Here is a 20,101-nt window from a genome sequence, read left to right on the forward strand (position 1 = left end):
TTCCCGCCCCAGATGAGCGATAGCGTGCGGATGCCCGGGTGCAACGTTCACATCAAGGGTCCGGCAAGGCTCAATCTTGACAAGCAAGTTACGGCCGTCAACACTGCGAAACAATCCACGCCTAGCGATGCCATCCCCCGTTGTTAGCGCTCACGTTAGAAGGATCCGATGCCCAGAGCTCTCGTCCGGATCAGCACCTTCCTGACGCTCGCCGTCCTCCTCTTCAGCACCTGGTCGTTCGCCAAACCCCGTCCGGCGGCCGCCCTCGACCCGTTCACCGGCTACCTGATGGCCCACTTCATCGGTGAGTCCGCCCGCGGCGAACAGATCTACCTGGCCCACAGCAAGGACGGGCGGAACTGGACCGACCTGAACAGCGGCGGCCCGGTCCTGCTCTCCACCGTCGGTACGCAGGGCGTCCGCGACCCCGCACTCGTCCGCTCCCCGGCCGGCGACCGCTACTGGATCATCGCCACCGACCTGCGGATCGCCAGCGGCACCTCCTGGAGCGACGCCGCCAACCGCGGCAGCAAATCCCTCGTCGTGTGGGAGTCGCGCGACCTGGTCAACTGGTCAGTGCCCAGGCTGATCAACGTGGCCGGCGGCATCTCCGGAGCCGGTGACGCGTGGGCGCCGGAGGCCATCTACAACCCGGCGACAGGTGACTACGTCATCTACTGGGCCACCAACTCCGCTCTGAACGGGGTGACCAAGCACCGCGTCTGGTACGTCCGGACCAGCGACTTCCGCACGGTCACCGCCCCGCAGCTCTACATCGACCGGGGTACCGGCCAGGGCGTCATCGACACCCAGATCATCGAGGTACCGAGCAGCCTCGGCGGTTACCGGTACTACCGGGCCTCGGCCGACGGCCAGATCACCGTCGAGGGCAGCAACACGATCCTCGGCACCTGGACCCGGATCGGCGACCTGCAGCGCCTCGGCATCTCCAACGGCGCCACCGGCGGCAACGTGGTCGAGGGCCCGATGTGGGCGCAGACGAACGGCACCAACGAGTGGCACCTGTGGCTCGACCAGTACGCCACCGGCCGCGGTTACATGCCGGTGCGGTCCACGAACCTCGGCAGCACGCAGAACTTCGCCACCCGTACCGATTACAGCCTCGGCACGAACCGCAAGCGGCACGGGTCGATCCTCAACCTGACCGGCGCCGAGGAGAGCCGCGTGCTGGGCAAGTGGGGTTCGTCCGCCACCGTCAAGCGGATCCAGTCGTACAACCAGCAGACCCGCTACGTACGCCACTCGAACTTCGACGTCCGGATCGACGCCTCGGTCAGCCCCGTGCAGGACTCGCAGTTCCGGGTCGTACCCGGTCTGGCCAACAGCTCCGGTTACGTCTCCTTCGAGTCGGTCAACTACCCGGGCTACTACCTGCGGCACTACGACTACGACGGTGTCCTCGCCGCCAACGACGGCTCCACCACGTTCGCCGCCGACGCGACGTTCAAGCAGGTCGCCGGGCTCGCCGACGGTTCGTGGTCGTCGTTCCAGTCGTACAACTACCCGACCCGCTACCTGCGCCACTACAACTACCTGCTGCGGGTCGACCCGATCAGCACCGCCACCGAGCGGGGTGACGCCACCTTCCGGATCACCAATTAGGGGTCGTGCTTCCGGGTTGTCCCGGATAGTGCGCCGGTGGTGCCCTTGGAATGATTGGCGAATCTCAACGCCTTGGGGAGGCCGTCATGAGATTCCGCCGTCTCGGCACCGCCGGCGCACTTGCCGCTCTGTTGCTCGTCGCCGCCTGCGGGGGTGACCCGGCCGGCACCAGCACCGCGAGCGAGCCGAGCACCGACCCGCACAGTTCGCACAGTGGCGGTTCGGCGCCGCCGCCGACACCGCTGCGGCAGGGTGAGCGGTTCGTCGACATCGGGCTCGACAGGGCGTACACGCCCGCCGCACCGAACGGCGGCACCGACGAATATCGATGCTTCCTCGTCGATCCGAAACTGACCGAGCCGGCGTACCTGACCGGCAGCCGCTTCCTCCCGCAGAACGCGGCGATCGTGCACCACGCGATCTTCTACCGGCTCGGCCCGGAGCAGGCGAAGACCGCCGAGCAGGTGGACACCGACACACCCGGCGAGGGCTGGACCTGCTTCGGCGACACCGGCGTGCAGGGCGAGACCGCCTGGGTCGCGCACTGGGCACCCGGCGCCGGCGAGACCCTGATGCCGAACGGTTTCGGCTTCGAGATGCCGCCCGGCAGCAAGCTCGTCATGCAGATCCACTACAACCTGCTGGGCGGCGACGGCGCGCAGGGCGACCAGTCCGGTATGCAGATGCGCCTCGCCACCGGCGGTTCCGGCCTGAAACCGCTGGCCACCGGCCTGGTGATGGCGCCGATCGAGCTGCCGTGCGAGCCCGGCGGCACGGGCCCGCTCTGCGACCGCGAGACCGCCGTCGCCGACGTCGAGAAACGTTTCGGTGCCGAATCCGGCGAGACCGTCGACCAGCTCGTCCAGTGGTGCAGCGGCGGCAAGCCGAAGCCCGGCAACACGCAGAGCTGCGACCAGCCGATCGAGGAACCGGGCACGATCTACATGGCGGCCGGTCACATGCACCTGCTGGGCCGCGCCATCAAGGTCGAGCTCAACCCGGGCACCGCGAAGGCGCAGACCATCATCGACGTTCCGCAGTACAACTTCGACAACCAGGCGCTGGTCCCGCTCAAGAAACCGATCCCGGTCGCGAAGGGCGACAGCATCCGGGTCACCTGCACCCACGACGCGACGCTGCGCCAGAAACTTCCGCAGCTCAAGCAACTGCCGTCCCGCTACGTCGTCTGGGGCGAGGGCACCAGCGACGAGATGTGCCTCGGCATCCTGGTCATGTCGCCGGGCCAGGCCTGATCATTCGCCGCCTGGCGCCGACTTCGGTTGCGCCAGGCGGCTCTCGCACGCTTGCTTTTCTCGTACGAGACACGCAAAGTCCCCGGGCTACACCGCGACCCGGGTGCCACTGCGGGCCGCAGCGCGCGCATCCGGGCTGAAGTGGCGGTCCAGGCCGATGCTCATCAATCTTCGGTGGCTTTGTTACACCACCCGGGAACGGTGGGTAACGAAGAGGGCATGACGGAGTTCGGCATCCACGCCTCGCACGAGCAGATCCCGCCCGGCGCCCTCCTCGAGGCGGTGATCGCCGCTGAGAGGGCCGGCTTCGACGCCGCGATGTGTTCCGACCATTTCTCCCCGTGGAGTCACCGGCAGGGCCAGTCCGGGTTCGCCTGGTCCTGGCTCGGCGCCGCGCTCCAGGCCACGAACCTCTCGTTCGGCGTGGTCAACGCACCCGGCCAGCGATACCACCCGGCGATCATCGCCCAGGCGATCGGCACGCTCGGCTCGATGTACCCGGGGCGGTTCTGGACCGCCTTCGGCTCCGGCGAGTACAGCAACGAGCACATCACCGGCGAAGTATGGCCGCGCAAGGACGTGCGCAACGCCCGCCTGCGCGAGTGCGTCGACGTGGTCCGCGACCTACTGAACGGTGAACTGGTATCGCACGACGGCCTGGTCACCGTGGACCGGGCCCGGGTGTGGACCCGCCCCGAGACGCCGCCCCCGCTGATCGGCGCCGCCGTCAGCCCGGCGACCGCCGCGTGGTGCGCCGAGTGGGCCGACGGCCTGGTCACCGTGAACGCCCCCGAGGAGCGCCTCCGCGAGATGATCTCGGCGTACCGGGGAGCCGGCGGGCGCGGGCCGATCTGCCTCCAGGTGCACCTGAGCTGGGCGGAGAGCACCGAGGAGGCCAAGCGGATCGCCCACGACCAGTGGCGCGGCAACATCTTCCCGCCGCCGGTCTGCTGGGACCTGGCCACCGCCGAGGAGTTCGACGTGGTCTCCGAGCAGGTCACCGTCGAACAGGTCGCCAAGGTCGTCAACATCTCCGCCGACCTCGAGGAGCACGTCGAGCTGCTCCGCGGGTACACCGACCTCGGCTTCGACCGCATCTACCTCCACCACGTCGGCCAGGACCTGCTGCCGTTCGTCGAGGCCTTCGGCTCCAAGGTCCTCCCCCGCCTCCGCTGACCCCTCCAGCTGGCCGACCCGGGCTGGCGCTCAGTGCTGCCTCAACCTCCGCGAGGCGGCCCTGGGAGCCAGCCGGGGCGCTACCGCCGGCGGGGTGGCAGGCCGGCCTACCGCCGGCGGGGTGGCAGGCCGGCCTACCGCCGGCGGGGTGGCAGGCCGGCCTACCGCCGGCGGGGTGGCAGGCCGGCGCGCTCGCGGGCCCGGTCGAATCCCTCGTCGTCGTCGCCGAAGTAGCCCCACGGCCAGGTCGGGATGTCACCGCTGCGCTCCAGGTGCCACCGCGCCCGCTCCAGCTCGCCGCAGTCCGCGTAGACGCAGGCGAACGCCTGATGCGCCTCCGGCGACGCGGGATGGCTCGCGAAGTCCAGCGACCCGGCCAGCAGCCGGTCCGACGCCGGGTCGATCTCGGCGCGCACGGAACGCTTGCTCAGGTAGCGCAGCGCCGCCCAGACCCGCCTCAGCACGTTGTCCGAGCTGCGCAGTTCCACATACGCCTCGATGTGCGCCAGCGGAATGAGCGCGAGCAGCGGGTGACCCGGCGGCAGGTCCCTGGTGCGCTCCCGGGCGAACGCGAAACACTCGGCCTCACTGCCGTACCACTTCTCGGTGAGCGTCACCAGCCGCAGACGGTTGGCCTGGTACGACACGTCGCCGCCACGCCGCACCAGCTCCTTCCACATGTCGTGCACCTCGCCCTGATAGGAGCTGGCCCCCAGCGCGCAGCTCATCAGCTCGAACCACGGCGCGGGATCGTCCGGCAGCAACTCGGCGGCCCGGCGCAGCGACTCGCGGGCCCGGGTCGTGTGGTGCAGCAGCCCGTCGATCTGCTCGGAGCTGGTGTCGTTGATCCGCGCGGCGCCACGAGCCTCGAACCCGGCCGTCGACTGCATCGCACCGACGAGAAGCCACAGTTCCGGGTTCCACGGGTCCTGGCCGAGCTGGGCCTCCAGCTGGGGAAGCCGTGAGGTGGTGTCCTTGGTCAGCCAGGCGATCGCGTGGATCCGCGCCGTCGCGTCACCCCGCGAGGCGGCGAGCAGGTGCAGGGCGGGCGCCGTGTCGCCGTGCTGGAGAGCGGTGCAGGCCTGGCGATAGGGATCGCTCGCGTACATGATGCCCCTCGAAGTCGCGGCGGATCCGGCGATCTTACCTAGACCGATCGACCTGGCTCGACCCGAGCGTGCGGTCCAGGCGGTTGCGGTGGTGGGCTTTGCTGGTGACATGGACGAGCCTCTCGATGCCAGGATCGCCCGGCTCGCTGCGGCGCTCCGGGACCGGGAACAGCTCGAACCCCGGCGCGCGGGCCTCGTGGCCGCGATCACCAGGGTGACCGATGAGCTGGCGGCCCTGCGGCGCGAGCAGGCCGCTGAGCAGCGCCACGTCGATCGGCTGGAGGGCTTCTCGGTGGATCGCGTGCTGACCACCCTGCGCGGCACCCACGGCAGCGCACTCGACCGGGAGCGCGCCGAGGCCGAACAGGCCCGCTCCCGGACGGCCGATGCGCAGCGCCGCCTCGACTCGCTGACCGCCGAGCTGGCAGCGGTGAAGGCCCGGCTGGCGGCGACCAGCACCGCGCCCGCGACCTACGCCGCCGCGATCGCCGAGAAGGAGCGGCAGCTCCGGGAGTCCGGCCACGCCAGCGGGACCCGGCTCACCGAGCTGGCGGTCGAGCGCGACGCCGTCCGGTCCGACCTGCAACGGCTCCAGCGGGCAGCGAAGGCAGCCGCGCGTGCGGCGGAGGCGTTGCGGGCGGCCAATGAGTACCTGGCGTCGGCGGGAACCTGGTCCATCGCGGACACCTTCCTGAGCGGTGGGGTGCTCAGCAGCTACGTCAAGCACGAGCGGATGGACGAGGCGTCCGCCCATCTCGCCGGCGCGGAACGCCAGCTGGACGCGTTGCGCAAGGAGCTGGGCGACCGCGGCGCCGTCAGCGCGCTCGGCACCGGCCCGGGGGTGGACGAGACGACCCGGTTCTTCGACGTGTGGCTGGACAACATCTTCACCGACCTGAGCGTGCGCGGCCGGATCGACGCGGGCCGTGAGCGGATCGCCCGGGTCGCCGTGCAGGTCCGCGACGTGCGGACGTCGCTGAACAGCAGGATCGCGTCGGTCCGCGCCCGTCTCCGGTACATCGAAGGCGAACGCGAGAGGCTGCTGAGTGCCTAGGTGAAGGTCCAACTTAACCGGTTGACTAAGCCATCGACAGACGTTAAACAGTTCGTAGATCCGGCAGGATCTACGAAAGGATTCCCGGCGTGGACCCGTTCGAAAGAGTGCCGCTCGGCCGGACCGGCGTCACCGTCACCCGCCTCGGCATGGGCCTGGCACCGATCGGCGGTCTCTATTCGGCGGTCGGCGACGACTGCGCAATGGCGGCAATCGATACTGCCTGGCAGCACGGCGTGCGATTCTTCGACACCGCGCCGCTCTACGGGTCCGGGCTCTCCGAACGGCGGTCCGGCGCGGCGCTCGGCAAGCGCGACCGCGCGGCATTCACCCTTTCCACGAAGGTCGGCCGTCGGCTGGCGCCGGGCACGGAGAACCAGGCGGGAATCTGGGCCGAGCCAGGAAAATCGGTCCCGGTCTGGGACTTTTCAACCGCTGGGGTACGCGAATCGCACCGCGAAAGCCTCGAACGGCTCGGCCTGGACAGGGTCGACGTCCTGCACCTGCACGACCCCGACGACCATTACACCGCAGCCGTCACCGAGGCCCTGCCGACCCTGGTGGAACTGCGCCGCGAGGGCACGATCGGTGCCGTCTCCGCCGGGATGAACCAGTCCGCGATGCTCACCGAGTTCGCGCGCACCGGGCACTTCGACTGTTTCCTTCTCGCCGGGCGGTATTCCCTGCTCGACCAGTCCGGGCTCGCCGACCTGCTCCCCGAATGCCACCGCCGCGGCATCTCGGTGATCGTCGGCGGCGTCTACAACTCCGGTGTCCTCGCCGACCCGCGCCCCGGCGCCTCGTACGACTACCGTCCCGCCCCGCCCGAGGTGATCGCCCGTGCACAGGCGATGGCCAGGCTCTGCGACAGGTACGGCGTACCTCTGCGCGCCGCCGCCCTGCAGTTCCCCCTCGGACATCCAGCGGTTGCGGCCGTCCTGGTCGGCATGCGCTCCCCCGAGGAGGCCGCCGACGCCGCGGCGATGGCCCAGGTCCCGATCCCCGGCGGGCTGTGGCGTGATCTGGTCAGCGCGTGGCTGCTCGACCCCGAAGTGCCCGTCGCGTGATCATCGACGCGCACCAGCACTTCTGGACCGCCGACTATCCGTGGCTCACCGGCTCGATCCGGCGCGACTACACCATCGCTGACCTGCGACCCCACCTCACGGCAACCGGCGTACGCCGTACCGTCCTGGTCGAAGCCGGCCGGTGCGACGCGGCCGAGACCACCGCGTTCCTCGCTCTCGCTGACGCCACCCCGGAGATCGCCGGCGTGGTCGGCTGGGCCGCGCTGACCGATCCCGCCCTCGGTGACGTGCTCGCGAAACACCGCGCCGGGCCGGGCGGCCACCTGCTCGCCGGGGTCCGCGACCAGGCCCAGGCCGGCCCGGACGACCTGCTCGACGAGCCCGCGGTCCGGGCCGGCCTGGTCCGGGTCGCCGCCGCCGGCCTGGTCAACGAGCTGGTGGTCCGCGCCGCCCAGCTGCCCGCCGTCGAACGTGCCGTCGCGGCCCTGCCGGACGCGCCGTTCGTCCTCGACCACCTCGGCAAACCACCGATCGCTGCCGGCGGGCTGGACCGTTGGCGCCGGCTGATCGCACCGGTGGCCCGCCACGAGAACGTGGTGGCGAAGCTGTCCGGACTGGTCACGGAGGCCGGGCCGGGATGGTCGGAATCGGACCTGCGGCCCTACGTGGAAACCGCCCTGGAGCTGTTCGGCCCCGACCGGCTGATGTTCGGCTCGGACTGGCCGGTGTGCGAGTTGGTGGCCACTTACGAGCAGGTCACCGCAGCGCTGACGGCGATTCTCGGCGGCCGCCCCTCCCCCGTGTTCGGCGACACCGCCGCTCGCGTCTATCGATTGGAGCTCTGATGAGGTATCTGCGCGTCGGCCCACCCGGTGCCGAACGGCCGGTGCTCTACGCCGACGGTGCCCTGCTCGACCTGTCGGGCGTGACTCCCGACATCGACGGCGCCTTCCTCGCCGCCGGCGGCTTCCGGGGCGACCCGGCCGACCTGCCGCCGGCCCGGGTGGACGGAAGCCGGATCGGCCCGCCGATCGCCCGGCCGGGTGCGGTGCTCTGCATCGGGCAGAACTATGCCGCGCACGCCAAGGAGTCCGGTGCCGAGCCGCCGAAGGAGCCGATCCTGTTCTACAAGGCGCCGAACACCGTGATCGGCCCGGAGGACGACATCATGCTGCCGCGCGACTCGGTACGTACCGACTGGGAGGTCGAGCTGGGCGTGGTGATCGGCAAGACCGCCCGCTACCTGTCCTCGCCGGAGGAGGCCCTCGATCACGTCGGCGGCTTCGTGATCTCCAACGACGTTTCGGAGCGGGACTTCCAGCTGGAGCGGTCCGGCGGCCAGTGGTCCAAGGGCAAGTCGTGCGAGACCTTCAACCCGCTCGGTCCGTGGCTCGTCACACCGGACGAGGTCGCCTTCCCGCTGCGGCTGCGCTCCTGGGTGGACGGCTCCCCCCGCCAGGACTCCACCACCGAGGACATGATCTTCGACGTCGGCTTCCTGATCTGGCACCTCTCCCAGTTCACCGTCCTGGAACCCGGCGACCTGATCAACACCGGTACGCCCGAAGGTGTTGCCCTCTCCGGCCGCTTCCCCTTCCTGCGCGCCGGCGACGTAGTAGAGATGGAGATCGTCGGCCTGGGCCGCCAGCGCAGCGTAGTAAAGGGCTAACCCCAGCTGGCCCCGAGCCGCACCCCCCCGCCGCAAAAGCACCCCTGACAGCCAGCCCGCGAACCCAGCTGGCCGTGAGCGGGGCCTTCCGCCCGCAAAAGCACCCCTGGCAGCCAGCCGGCGAACCCAGCTGGCCGTGAGCGGGGCCTTCCGGCCGCGAAAGCACCCCTGGCAGCCAGCCGGCGAACCCAGCTGGCCGTGAGCGGGGCCTTCCGGCCGCGAAAGCACCCCTGGCAGCCAGCTGGTCAAGCCGGCTGGGCGTGAGCGGGGCGGCGAGGACGGCGGGGTGAGGCGGGGGTGGCTTAAGTCTTGGTTAAGTCGAGAATTGTTAAGAAACCGCTTTCCTCCTGCGTACGTGCTACTTCCCAGACATGCCTTCGGGCGACCTGCTAGGGAAAGGCACGATATGAGCTCCATCTCGCGAGCCAGAAGCAGAGTGATCGCCGCGGGGGCCCTCGCGGTTGGCATGGTCGCAGCGGTGGCCTTCACCAACTTCGCCGCGGCTGACGTGCCGCCCGCGACCGGCGAGCAGGTCGTCACGGAGACGATCGAGGTCAGCGGTGTCTTCGACGGGGAGAACAAGCGCTTCATCGGTGGCGGTGACCTCGGTGACGGCGGGCAGGACGAGGGGCAGGATCCGCTGTTCCAGCTGGCGGCAGGCGCAACGCTGCGCAACGTGATCCTGGGCAGCCCGGCGGCCGACGGTGTGCACTGCGCCGGGAGCTGCACGCTGAGCGGGGTGCACTGGGAGGACGTGGGTGAGGATGCGGCGACCTTCCGCGGCACCGGTGCGACCGTGGTGATCGAGAACGGCAGCGCCACGGCCGCTGACGACAAGGTGTTCCAGGACAACCGGGGTGCCGGCGGTTCGGTGACCATCCGGAACTTCGAGGTCTCGAACTTCGGCAAGCTCTACCGGTCGTGCGGGAACTGCTCGACGCAGGCCGCCCGTACGGTGACGATGCAGGACATCACCGCCACCGCCCCGGGCGACATCCTGGCCGGCATCAACGTCAACCTGGGCGACCGGCTCACCATCGACGGCGTCACGCTCGTCGGCGACGACATCGGACTGTGCGACCTGTTCGAGGGCAACGACACGGGTGACGAACCGACCAAGATCGGTGAAGGCCCGGACGGCACGGCCTGCGTGGCGACCGGGGTGACCGGCCCCTAGTCACCGCCGGCTCGGGCCGGATCGTGCTCGGCGTCATCGGCCTGGACATGGGCATCCGCGGGACCAGCCTGGACATGGGCATCCGCGGAACCAGCCTCCGCGGGTGTCCGCGTCCAGGCGAAAGCCAGGGAACCGCCGATCAGGCCGAGGAGCAGGCCGACTATGAAGCCGCCCATGTTCGAGGTGAGCCAGGTGCTGAGGCTCAGCAGGACGGCGACCAGCGAGTAGAAGACCCGCTGGGCCGGGTTGAACCAGAGCAGCAGGCCACACAGGGTGATCAGGATCGGGATCAGGTAGCCGAGAAAATTCTGCATGCCGACCTTGAGGATCACCGGCAGCGGCGCCCACACGGTCACGAAGATCTCGATGCCGCCGAGCAGCACGAACAGGCCACCCCAGAACGGCCGGGAGCGCCGCCATGCCCGCCACGACCAGCGAACCCGAGCCGGTGACGATCGGAGGGCCGAGGCCGCAACCGGGGCCGGTGACGATCGGTGAGGCTCGGCGGGTGACGGCTCAGCAGCCACGGTCGTCGAAGCCCATGCGCAGGTTGGGCAGGCGGAAGGTGGCCGCCGTGGTCGCGTAGTTGTTCTGCCGCAAATTGTTGATGGTCACCTCGTCGGCCTGCTGACCGAAGACACCCAGGCCACCCTTGATGCCCGGTACCTGGTCGAGCGTGCTCGAGTCCTGGCCGATGTCGATCGAGTTGAACTCGGCGTCGCCGGTGATCAGGTCGGAGTCGACCACCAGGCGTTCGGCGGTCACCGGGACCTTGTCGCTGCCGGCGGTGATCCGCAGGTTGGTGCCGCCGAGGTTGATGCTCTGGCAGAGGCGGCTCAGCTCGGCGTCGTTGATCGCCGAGACGATCAGGATCATCTGGCCGCCGGTGTCGCCGGAGTTGGGGCTGTCCGGCGCCATCTCGTCGAGCGTGGCGAACTGCTCGAACCCGTAGCCGTGCAGCCTGGGCGAGGTGACGGTGAACGGCATGCCGGAGATGGAGAACGACACCGCGAGGACGCCCTTGCCGGTCAGCAGGATGAGACCGGCGGCGACTGCGATGACGATGCCCATCATGGCGCCGAACCGGCGCCAGCGGGTCCGGCCGATGGGGGTGACGGTGGCGGTGGACATTCACGCTCCTGGTGGCGGCGAACGAGCGGCGGCTGATGTCGCCGGGCCCGCACTGCGGATGCGTACCCGGCACAAGTTCTATCGATCGATCTCGATGATTGTCGGGAAGTTACGCCCCAGTAACCATGACCGTCAAGACCGCGCACCCGCATTCCGGAAGGTGAAAAACCCCGTCGGTATGCGACTATCGCCGCGGCTCCGCACAGGGCGCGCTGACCTGCGCCGACGGATCCACCGGCACCCCGAACTCGGACTCGGCGGCATCCCGGCCCAGGAAGGGCGCCATCATGAAGTAGCTGAGCATCGGCAGCAGCGACGGCAGTTCCGCCACCCGGCCCGCCGACACGTACCGGTAGATCGTCGAATAGAGGCCGCCCACGACGGCACCGACCAGCTCATCAGAAAGCGCGCCACCGGGCTGGGGTGCTCCGGCGAAGAAGGGGGCGAACCGGCCGAGCAGCTCGGTGCGTTCCGCGCGAGCCAGCGGGCCCGCCGCGTCGATCTCGACGACCGCCATGGCGGCGAAGGCCGGCACGCTCGCCAGCACGTCGAGCAGGACTCCGAGCGCGGCCCGGGCACCGGCGCGCCAGTCGGTGGCCTCCGCGTACGCCTGGTCCATGAGCCGCAGCAGCACTCCCGTGCCGTGCCGATAGGTCGCCAGGAAGGCGTCCTCCTTGCCGGCGAAGAGCGCGTAGAAGGCCGGCCGGGTGACACCGGCCGCGGCGCAGATGTCGCTGACCCGGGCGCTGGCGTAGCCCTTCTCCGCGACCGTGTGCACGAGCGCGTCGAAGAGCCGTTCCCGCTGGGTGGCGGCCACCACCTCGGCCGGAACCTGCCGCGGGCCACGCTTGATCGCCCGTGCCGGATCCCGGCCGGTCCGGGCCCCGGGCAGTGGTACGGGGAGCTCGTCGGCGGCGAATACCGGACTCGTCATCGTCATCCCTCGATGTCTTGACACGCGGAATCTGCCGGGTTTATAACTTCGGCAGGTTTTCATGCTGTTCGGCATGGATCTCGATGGTGTCCCACGGCGGAGTTCCAGTATCACCCCGCCGATCCCCGGTCCACTGCGGACGACCGGGTCGAGAAGTGCACCGATCCCGCGGCATCGCCGTACCCCCGTCCGGCGATGCCGTGCGTCACCCGTCCCTCTCCCGGAAGGCATCCCCATGCGCAAGCACCGGCTCCTCGCCGCCACCACCGGCGCGCTCCTGACCACCCTGCTCACCGCGACCCCCGCACTCGCCGCCGACAACACGGTCCTGACCAGCGGAAGCGTCGCCGGCGCCGCAGTTGCGGCCGGGGCCACCATCTCCTCCAGCCTGGCCGCCGGCACGACAGCCGTCTTCGCCACCGCACCCGGAGCCACCAGCGGCATGACCTGTACGACGTCGAGCATCAGCGCCCTGATCGCCGACAACCCGGCCGCACCGGGCAGTGCCACTGCCGGCTCCACGCTCGCACTGTCGGACTGCACGGTGAGCGGCATCTTCGGGGTGCTCGGCGTCAACAGCGTGACGATCAACAACCAGCCGTTCGCGACAGCGGTCAACAGTGACGGTTCGGTGAGCGTCACCGGCACCGAAGCGGCAGCGATTCAGGCCACGCTGGTCCTGCGTACCCTGCTCGGCACGGTGACCTGCGTCTTCACCGCGAACGGGAACGCGATCACCGGCACCGCCGACAACACCGACAACTCGATCTCCTTCGCCGACCAGCGGTTCGACCGCACCAGCGGCCCGTCCGCCTGCGTGACCGCCGGGTACTTCACCGCCCGGTACGCGCCGGTGGCCGACGACGCCGGTTCCCCGGTGTTCGTGAACTGACCCCCGAACATGCCGGCGGCGGCTCCCCCGCGGCCGCCGCCGGCGCCCCACGCCATCACGCCATCACGCCATCGCGCAGAAGTAAAAGCAAAGGCCGCCGGGCGCCGCCGCACAGCAGGTTCACCGGCCCCAAAGGCCAAAAACCCGACCGGCGACGCCCAGCGACCAGGCCAAGCCAAGCCCGGCAAGGGCTCAGCCCTGGATCACCGCCTCCACCCGCACCACGGAGCCGGCCGGAGCAGCCGGAATCAGGTTCCCCGCCACCTGCTCACCGTCCACCAGCAGGTGGGAGACCCGCCCCTGTGCCCCGGCCGGCTTGCTCACCGTGATCTCGTAGGTCGCGCCGCGATAGGAGCGGGTCACCTCGAAACCGGTCCACTCGGCCGGCAGCACCGGGTCGACGCGCAGGCCGGTGAAGTCCGGGCGGATGCCCAGGATCCACTGGGTGATGGCGACGAAGTTCCAGGCAGCCGTGCCGGACAGCCAGGAGTTCTTCGCCTCGCCGTGTGTGGGTGCGTCGCTGCCCGCGATCATCTGTGCGTAGACGTACGGCTCGCAGCGGTGCACCTCGCTGATCGACTCCCGGGCGGACGGGTTGATCCGCCGGTAGTAGTCGAACGCGCGGTCGCCGTTGCCCACGATCGCCTCGGCGATCATGATCCACGGGTTGGTGTGGCAGAAGATGCCACCGTTCTCCTTGTATCCCGGCGGGTACGAGGAGATCTCACCCAGTTCGATGCGGTAGCTCGAGTAGGCCGGCTGCTGCAGCACGATGCCGTGCGGGGTGGCGAGCCGTTGCGCCACGCTGTCCAGCGCCTTGACGGCCAGCCCGTCCTCGAGGCCGACCCCGCCGAGGATGCACATGCCCTGCGGCTCGACGAAGATCTGCCCCTCGTCATTCTCACCGGAGCCGATCACGTTGCCGAAGAAGTCGTACGCCCGGCGGAACCAGGCACCGTCCCAGCCGTGCTCGGCGATGCTGCCCGCCATCTTCTCGGCGGCGGCCCGGTAGACCACCTCCTCGCCCTCGAGCCCGAGCACCGCGGCGATCGCGCCGAGTTCCTTGGCCGCGAGCACGAACTGGCCGGCGATGAAGACCGACTCGGCCACCCCGCCGCTCGCGTTCTCGGTGGTCTGGAACGGCTCTCCCGGTGTGTCGGAGAAGCAGTTCAGGTTGAGGCAGTCGTTCCAGTCGGCACGGCCGATCAGCGGCAGGCCGTGCGGGCCGAGACGATCGAGGGTGTACCGCAGGGATCGGCGCAGGTGCTCGTAGAGCGGCACCTCGCTGCCGGGCTCGTTGTCGAACGGCACCGGCTCGTCGAGCAGCGAGAGGTCGCCGGTCTCCTTCAGGTACCCGGCCACGCCGAGGATCAGCCACAGCGGATCGTCGTTGAAGCCCTGGCCGATGTCGTTGTTCCCGCGCTTGGTCAGCGGCTGGTACTGGTGGTAGGCGCCGCCGGTCGGCAGCTGGGTCGCCGCGATGTCCAGGATCCGTTCCCTGGCCCGCTCCGGGATCATGTGCACGAAGCCGAGCAGGTCCTGGTTGGAGTCGCGGAAGCCCATGCCACGGCCGATGCCGGACTCGTAGAACGACGTGGAGCGGCTCATGTTGAACGTGACCATGCACTGGTACGCGTTCCACACGTTCACCATCCGGTCGGTGTCACCGTCCGGTGTCCGCACCCGGAACCCGCCGAGCAGCGTGTCCCAGTAGGTGCGCAGTTCCGCGTACCCCTGCTCGACGGTTTCCGGCCGCAGCCAGCGGTCGATGATCGGCCGAACGAGGGTTTTGTTCAGGGTCTGCGAGCCCGGCGGATCGAATTTGGCGTCGCGCGGATTCTCCTGGTATCCCAGCAGGAAGATGACCTCGCGGGTCTCGCCGGGCGCCAGCGCCAGCCGCACCTGGTGGCTGCCGATCGGCTGCCAGCCGTGCGCGAAGGAGTCGTTCGAGGAGCCCTGCTCCACCGCGGCCGGCCGGTCCCAGCCCCGATAGGCGCCGAGGAAAGCCTCGCGGGACGTGTCGAATCCGGCGATCTCCTCCGAGCACGCGAAGTAGGCGAAGTGGTCGCGCCGCTCCCGGTACTCGGTCTTGTGGTAGATGACGCCGTCGACGACCTCGACCTGGCCGGTGTTGAAGTTGCGCTGGTAGTTGGTGGCGTCGTCCTGCGCGTCCCAGAGACAGAACTCGATCGACGAGAAGAGCGAGATCTCGGCGCGGGTGTCACGGTTGTTGGTGACGCGGACTCGCCAGACCTCGTGGGTGGTCCCGAGCGGGACATAGTAGAGCGTCTCGGCGTGGATACCGCCCCGCGCGGACGCGATCTTGGTGTACGACATGCCGTGGCGGGCCTCGTACGAGTCGAGTTCCCGTTCGGGCGTCGGCTGCCAGGACGGTGACCAGTAATCGCCGGTCTCGTCGTCGCGGACGTAGACATAGCGGCCGCCGACGTCGAGCGGCGCGTTGTTGTAGCGGTACCGGGTCAGCCGGCGCAGCCGGGCGTCGCGGTAGAACGAGTACCCACCCCCGGTGTTGGAGACGATGCCGAAGTAGGCCTCGGTGCCGAGGTAGTTGATCCACGGCAGCGGTGTGTCCGGCCGTTCGATCACGTACTCGCGCTGCTCATCGTCGAAGTGCCCGTAGCGCAAAAGATCCTCCCCGGTGGCGGGTAGGCCGGTCCGGCATGCGGCCGCCCGGCGGCGGAACGCCCCCGCATCATCCTTGGGAGCGCTCCCATGTCACGCTCATTTTACCGATCGGACACGTCAGGGGAACCGTTCGAACAGCCGCAACTTTCGGAGCCGGCGCGAAAACCGCCGGGCCAGGAGATCCTCTTACGCTTTACCACTTTTTTGGTACGACCGACGAACAGCTCTCGAGGGTCAGCGTGATCCCCTGCCCACCCCAGCCTTTGCCGCGCCCGCCGGGCGGAGCTGCCGGGAGACGAAAACCGGACCCGCCGCGGGGTGCGGCGGGTCCGGGGTGTCGTCACGTGATCAGGGTGTCCAGGGGTTGGCCACGTTCCAGCTGCTGTCGGCGGACAGGGTGAGCGGCCGGTCGAAACCGGAACCGGCGCCCGAGGCGATCCAGGCCTGGGAGTCGAAGTGCCGCAGGTAGGTGCCCGGAATGTTGATCGATTCGAAGGTCACGCCGGTGCCACCGAGGCCGGGCCGGGCGCAGAACGTGGCGTCGGCGGCGAACAGTGCCGATCCGTCGTTCGCGCCGAGGCGGATTCGGCTGGCCACGTGGCGCAGGTACTGACCGGGAACGTTCACCGACTCGAAGGTGTAGCAGGACGAGTCGGCGAGGCCGTGCCGCAGCGTGAACGTGGCGTCGCTCTTGAGCAGCGCCGCGCTCGAGGCGTTGACCTGCGCGGTCCAGCCCAGGCTGTCGGCGTGCCGCAGGTAACGGTCGGTGTAACCCCACGTGGTGACCTGCAGCGACCGCCGCACGTCGAACGGGAGGAGCACCGAGCTGCGCCACTGCGCCGGGTTGCCGACGTTCCAGGTGGCGTCCGCGGCGAACGAGCCACCGGAGTTCGGGTCGATCCGCACCTGCTCGCTGGCGTGCCGCAGGTACTGGCCCGGCTGGTTGGCCGCCTCGAACGAGATGCCGCCGGCGGCGAGGCCGGGGCGGGCGCACCAGGTCGCGTCCGCGGCGAACGTGCCGCCGGTGTCGGCGTCGAGCCGGACCAGGCTGTTCGCGTGCCGCAGGAAACGGCCGGGCAGGTTGACCGACTCGAAGGAGTAGCAGCGCGGGTCGGAGAGTCCCGCGACGGTACGGAAGGACGAGTCCTGCCGCGGCCCGTCACCGCTGATCACGTCGGTACGGGCGACCGAGTTGGCGTGCCGCAGATACCGGTTCGTGTAACCCGCAGTGGTCACCTGGAACGATCGCGTGTGACCGAGCGTGAGCGGGACCGCCGAGTTCTGGTTCTTCGACGCCCGGATCAGGTTGGTCAGCGCGGTGCGAACCTGGTTCGTGTCCACCTTCTGAACCTGCCGGTCGTACGTGTAAAGCCCGTTGTATTCGCCCTCCACGTCGGTGATCTCGGTGTAGACGAAACCGGAGAGCCCCTTGCGGGTCATCAGCCGTTCCGAGTCGCGGATCATGCCGGTGAACCGGTCGTTGAGCTGAGCGGCGCTCGACATCTGCTCGTAGGCGAAGAACTGCCCGTTGGGGCTGTACTCGTGTCCGGGGGTGCGCAGGCCCAGACCGCCGAACTCGCCGAGGATCGAGACCCGGGTGGCGCTCGGGTTCGGCGCGTCCGGTCCGGTGTAGACGTGCCAGTCGATCATGTCGCCGGTGCCCGGGTCACCCTTGGAGGCGCAGCAGTTGAAGCCGCTGTGCGCGTTCATCAGGCGGCTCGGGTCGTAGGCCTTGAGGTCGCGCGTGATCCGCTGGGTCTCGGCGAGGTTCCACTCGCCCCAGCCCTCGTTGAACGGCACATAGGTGACGACCGACGGGAAGGCACGGTGCTCGTCGACGATCTCGCGCGCCTCGGTCTCGAACTGGGCGATCTGCGCTGCCGACTTGGTGTCGTCGCCCCCGGACGGGATGTCCTGCCAGACGAGCAGGCCGAGGCGGTCGGCGTGGTAGTACCAGCGGGCCGGCTCCACCTTGATGTGCTTGCGCACCATGTTGAAGCCGAGGTCCTTATGCTTCTGGAGGTCGAAGGCGAGGGCGGCGTCGGTGGGCGCGGTGTAGAGCCCGTCCGGCCAGAAGCCCTGGTCGAGGGTGCCGGCCTGGAAGACGAACTCGCCGTTGAGGGTGGGCCGCAGTACGCCGTTGACGAGCTTCGTGCCCACCTCGCGCATGCCGAAGTAGCTGGTCACCTGATCGACGGTGGCGTTCGCCGAGTTACGCAGGCTGACCCGGAGGTTGTAGAGGAACGGGTCGTCGGGTGACCAGCGCCGGGCGTTGGGCACCGGGACGGTGAAGTCGGTGAAGGCGCCGGTGGCGGAGCCGACGACAGTGGTGCCGTTCAGAGATTCGGCGAACACGCTGTGACCGCTCACGTTTCCGCGCGTGAACACCCGTACGCGAACGGTGTTGTTGGAAATGTTCGGATAGACGTCGACCGAGTAGATCGAGGAGACCGGGGTCGGCTCGAGCCACACCGTCTGCCAGATGCCCGAGGTGGGTGTGTAGAAGATGCCGCTCGGGCTGTTGACCTGCTTGCCGGACGGCTGCTCCTCGCCACGCCCGTTGGTGGGGTCGTAGACGCGCACGACGATCTCGTTGGTGCCGCCGTTGAGCTGCGGGGTGATGTCGACCTCGAACCGGTCGTAACCGCCCTTGTGCGCGGTCACCTGGGTGCCGTTGACCCAGACGGTGGTCTCCCAGTCGACGGCGCCGAAGTGCAGCTGCACGCGACGGCTGTTCCAGCCGGCGGGGACCGTGAAGGTGCGCCGGTAGAACATCAGGTCACGGTTGTCGTTGCGCATGATCCCGGAGAGGGCCGACTCGACCGGGTACGGAACGTTGATCCGCTCGGGCAGCGTCTGGCCGATGGGCGGCGCCGCGTTGCGGTTGACGTTGCCGGCCGAGTCGGTCGCCGGGTTGAGGAACTGCCACTCACCGTTCAGCGACTGCCAGTCCGGGCGCGTCATCTGCGGCCGCGGATATTCCGGCAGCGGGTTGGTGGTGGAGACCTGGCTGGTCCAGGGGGTGGTCAGCGGCGGGGTCTTCGGGACGACGGCCGAGGCGGGCGCGGTGGTGGCGACCAGGCCGGCGGCGGCCAGCGTCAGAACGGAGAGGGTACGGGCTATCAGGAGGCGCATCGGACTCCTAACGGGGGAACGGGAGCGAACGACTCCGATCAGAGTCGAACACATTCACCCATCGACACCCGTTACTGTCAAGAGTCCGAACTGAACAGCTCGAATGCCGATCCGTTGGCGCGCAGCATCAGGAACGTCGGCTTCGTACGCGTACCGTCCGGGTTGAAAGTGACAGGTCCCGACATCACCGAGAAGTCCGTGGCGGCGATCGCCTTCCGGATGGCCTCGCGGTCGAGGGAACCGGCCCGGGTGATCGCGTCGAGGGCGACCTTCACGGAGTCGTAGGCCTCGACGGTCGACGGGCCCGGTGCGGAACCGACAGCCTTCTCATAACGCCCGGACCACTCCGCGAGACCGGGCATGAACTCGGGGAAGATCAGCGCGGTGCCGTACACGTCCTTGGCCTCGACCGCGGTGAGATCCTGGAGCAGCGGCCCGTCGGTGGCGCCGTCACCCACCACGATCTCGCCGGTGAAACCCTCGCCGCGCAGATCCTTGATCAGCTGGCTGGCCTCGGAGTAGTACCCGGTGAAGTAGACGATGTCGGCCTTGGCGGCCCGGACCGCGCCGGCGATCCGCGCATAGCTGGGCGCTCCCTGGCTCAGCTTGAGCTCGGCGACGACGGTCATCTTCTTCGTACGCTTCGCGGTCTTCGCTGTGGAGTCCGCCAGCGTGACCGGGAAGCTGGTGCCGTCGTGCACCACGGCCAGCCGGTCACCACCCAGCCGCTTCATCCAGCCGACCGCGAACTCCGCCTCGGCCGCCACCGTCCCGCAGATCAGGAAAACGCTGTCGTAGCCGGGTTCGAGCAGGTCGGTGGAGTTGGCCTGCGCGATGATCATCGGGATACCGGCGTTGCGGAAGATCTTCAGGGTGGGCACCACGGCGCTGCTGCAATAACCGCCGACCGAGACGGCGACGTCCCGCTTCACCGCGTTGTGGGCGGCGGTGACCGCGGTGCCCGGGTCACAGGCGTCGTCCTCGATGACCAGCTCCACCTGCCGGCCGAGCACTCCCCCGGCGGCGTTGGCCTCGTCAACTGCCATCTTCGCGCCGTGCACCATCGAATCGCCGGAATGACTGCTGCGGCCGGTCAGCGGTACGAGCGCGGCCAGCCGGATGGTGCCCGGATCGGCGGACGGCCCGGGTGTCTCCGGCTCGTCGGCTCCGCACGCCGTGAGCAGGGCGAGCACGGCGCCGATGGCGGTCACGGACAGCACCCGTCGGGTACGCATGCCAGTTGTATCGGTCCGGCCGGCGGTCATCTGAGCCCT

16 protein-coding genes are annotated in these 20,101 nt (G+C 69.3%); 9 read left to right on the forward strand and 7 right to left on the reverse strand.

The features are described from left to right. Positions 1-168: 168 nt before the first annotated feature. From ACFQV6_RS37860 to ACFQV6_RS37870, 3 genes are all read left to right on the forward strand, one after another. Positions 169-1,623, forward strand: a complete 1,455-nt coding sequence (locus ACFQV6_RS37860) for a glycoside hydrolase family 43 protein (protein ID WP_378032517.1) — start codon at positions 169-171, stop codon at positions 1,621-1,623. Positions 1,624-1,709: 86 nt separating this feature from the next. Beyond that, a complete protein-coding gene (locus tag ACFQV6_RS37865) occupies positions 1,710-2,876 on the forward strand; it encodes a monooxygenase (RefSeq protein WP_378032518.1) in 1,167 nt (388 codons plus the stop codon). Positions 2,877-3,095: 219 nt separating this feature from the next. Beyond that, positions 3,096-4,052 carry a TIGR03885 family FMN-dependent LLM class oxidoreductase gene (locus ACFQV6_RS37870; protein ID WP_378032519.1) on the forward strand — a complete coding sequence of 319 codons (957 nt, stop codon included), beginning with the start codon at positions 3,096-3,098 and terminating at the stop codon, positions 4,050-4,052. Positions 4,053-4,213: 161 nt separating this feature from the next. On the opposite strand, the gene ACFQV6_RS37875 is transcribed toward ACFQV6_RS37870, so the two are convergent. After that, on the reverse strand, positions 4,214-5,161 hold the full coding sequence (locus tag ACFQV6_RS37875; RefSeq protein ID WP_378032520.1) for a hypothetical protein: 948 nt from the start codon (positions 5,159-5,161) through the stop codon (positions 4,214-4,216). Between the two features lie 109 nt (positions 5,162-5,270). Here ACFQV6_RS37875 and ACFQV6_RS37880 point away from each other — a divergent pair, with 109 nt between their 5' ends. From ACFQV6_RS37880 to ACFQV6_RS37900, 5 genes are all read left to right on the forward strand, one after another. Continuing rightward, positions 5,271-6,215 (forward strand): hypothetical protein, encoded by a 945-nt coding sequence (locus ACFQV6_RS37880; protein ID WP_378032521.1) that lies wholly within the window; start codon positions 5,271-5,273, stop codon positions 6,213-6,215. Between the two features lie 89 nt (positions 6,216-6,304). Next, positions 6,305-7,282, forward strand: coding sequence for an aldo/keto reductase (locus ACFQV6_RS37885; RefSeq protein ID WP_378032522.1), 978 nt, complete (start codon positions 6,305-6,307; stop codon positions 7,280-7,282). Further along, positions 7,279-8,088: an amidohydrolase family protein gene (locus tag ACFQV6_RS37890; RefSeq protein WP_378032523.1), complete on the forward strand. Its 810-nt coding sequence runs from the start codon at positions 7,279-7,281 to the stop codon at positions 8,086-8,088. Before ACFQV6_RS37885 ends, ACFQV6_RS37890 begins: the two co-directional genes overlap by 4 nt. After that, positions 8,088-8,912: a fumarylacetoacetate hydrolase family protein gene (locus ACFQV6_RS37895; RefSeq protein ID WP_378032524.1), complete on the forward strand. Its 825-nt coding sequence runs from the start codon at positions 8,088-8,090 to the stop codon at positions 8,910-8,912. The genes ACFQV6_RS37890 and ACFQV6_RS37895 overlap by 1 nt, the downstream gene beginning before the upstream one ends. 478 nt (positions 8,913-9,390) lie before the next feature. Beyond that, complete coding sequence (locus ACFQV6_RS37900; protein ID WP_378032525.1) at positions 9,391-10,089, forward strand: pectate lyase; 699 nt, start codon at positions 9,391-9,393, stop codon at positions 10,087-10,089. Here the strand turns inward: ACFQV6_RS37900 and ACFQV6_RS37905 are convergent. The 3 genes from ACFQV6_RS37905 to ACFQV6_RS37915 all read right to left on the reverse strand — a co-directional run bounded on the left by ACFQV6_RS37905 (position 10,086) and on the right by ACFQV6_RS37915 (position 12,154). Further along, entirely contained in the window at positions 10,086-10,616 is a 531-nt protein-coding gene (locus ACFQV6_RS37905; RefSeq protein ID WP_378032526.1) for a DUF6114 domain-containing protein, read from the reverse strand. The genes ACFQV6_RS37900 and ACFQV6_RS37905 overlap by 4 nt on opposite strands. Beyond that, a complete protein-coding gene (locus ACFQV6_RS37910; protein ID WP_378032527.1) occupies positions 10,606-11,220 on the reverse strand; it encodes a DUF6230 family protein in 615 nt (204 codons plus the stop codon). Before ACFQV6_RS37910 ends, ACFQV6_RS37905 begins: the two co-directional genes overlap by 11 nt. 184 nt (positions 11,221-11,404) lie before the next feature. Then, positions 11,405-12,154: a TetR/AcrR family transcriptional regulator gene (locus ACFQV6_RS37915; RefSeq protein WP_378032528.1), complete on the reverse strand. Its 750-nt coding sequence runs from the start codon at positions 12,152-12,154 to the stop codon at positions 11,405-11,407. Positions 12,155-12,389: 235 nt separating this feature from the next. On the opposite strand from ACFQV6_RS37915, the gene ACFQV6_RS37920 reads away from it, so the two are divergent. After that, complete coding sequence (locus tag ACFQV6_RS37920; protein ID WP_378032529.1) at positions 12,390-13,046, forward strand: Tat pathway signal sequence domain protein; 657 nt, start codon at positions 12,390-12,392, stop codon at positions 13,044-13,046. A 192-nt stretch (positions 13,047-13,238) separates the two neighbouring features. Here the strand turns inward: ACFQV6_RS37920 and ACFQV6_RS37925 are convergent, their stop codons facing one another. From ACFQV6_RS37925 to ACFQV6_RS37935, 3 genes are all read right to left on the reverse strand, one after another. Next, positions 13,239-15,692, reverse strand: coding sequence for a GH36-type glycosyl hydrolase domain-containing protein (locus ACFQV6_RS37925; protein WP_378032530.1), 2,454 nt, complete (start codon positions 15,690-15,692; stop codon positions 13,239-13,241). A gap of 348 nt (positions 15,693-16,040) precedes the next feature. Further along, positions 16,041-18,827, reverse strand: a complete 2,787-nt coding sequence (locus ACFQV6_RS37930; RefSeq protein ID WP_378032531.1) for an AbfB domain-containing protein — start codon at positions 18,825-18,827, stop codon at positions 16,041-16,043. 77 nt (positions 18,828-18,904) lie between these two features. Next, positions 18,905-20,062 carry a branched-chain amino acid ABC transporter substrate-binding protein gene (locus ACFQV6_RS37935; RefSeq protein ID WP_378032532.1) on the reverse strand — a complete coding sequence of 386 codons (1,158 nt, stop codon included), beginning with the start codon at positions 20,060-20,062 and terminating at the stop codon, positions 18,905-18,907. Positions 20,063-20,101 lie beyond the last annotated feature (39 nt).

This window comes from Actinoplanes sp. GCM10030250, from assembly GCF_042666575.1.
Lineage (GTDB): Bacteria > Actinomycetota > Actinomycetes > Mycobacteriales > Micromonosporaceae > Actinoplanes.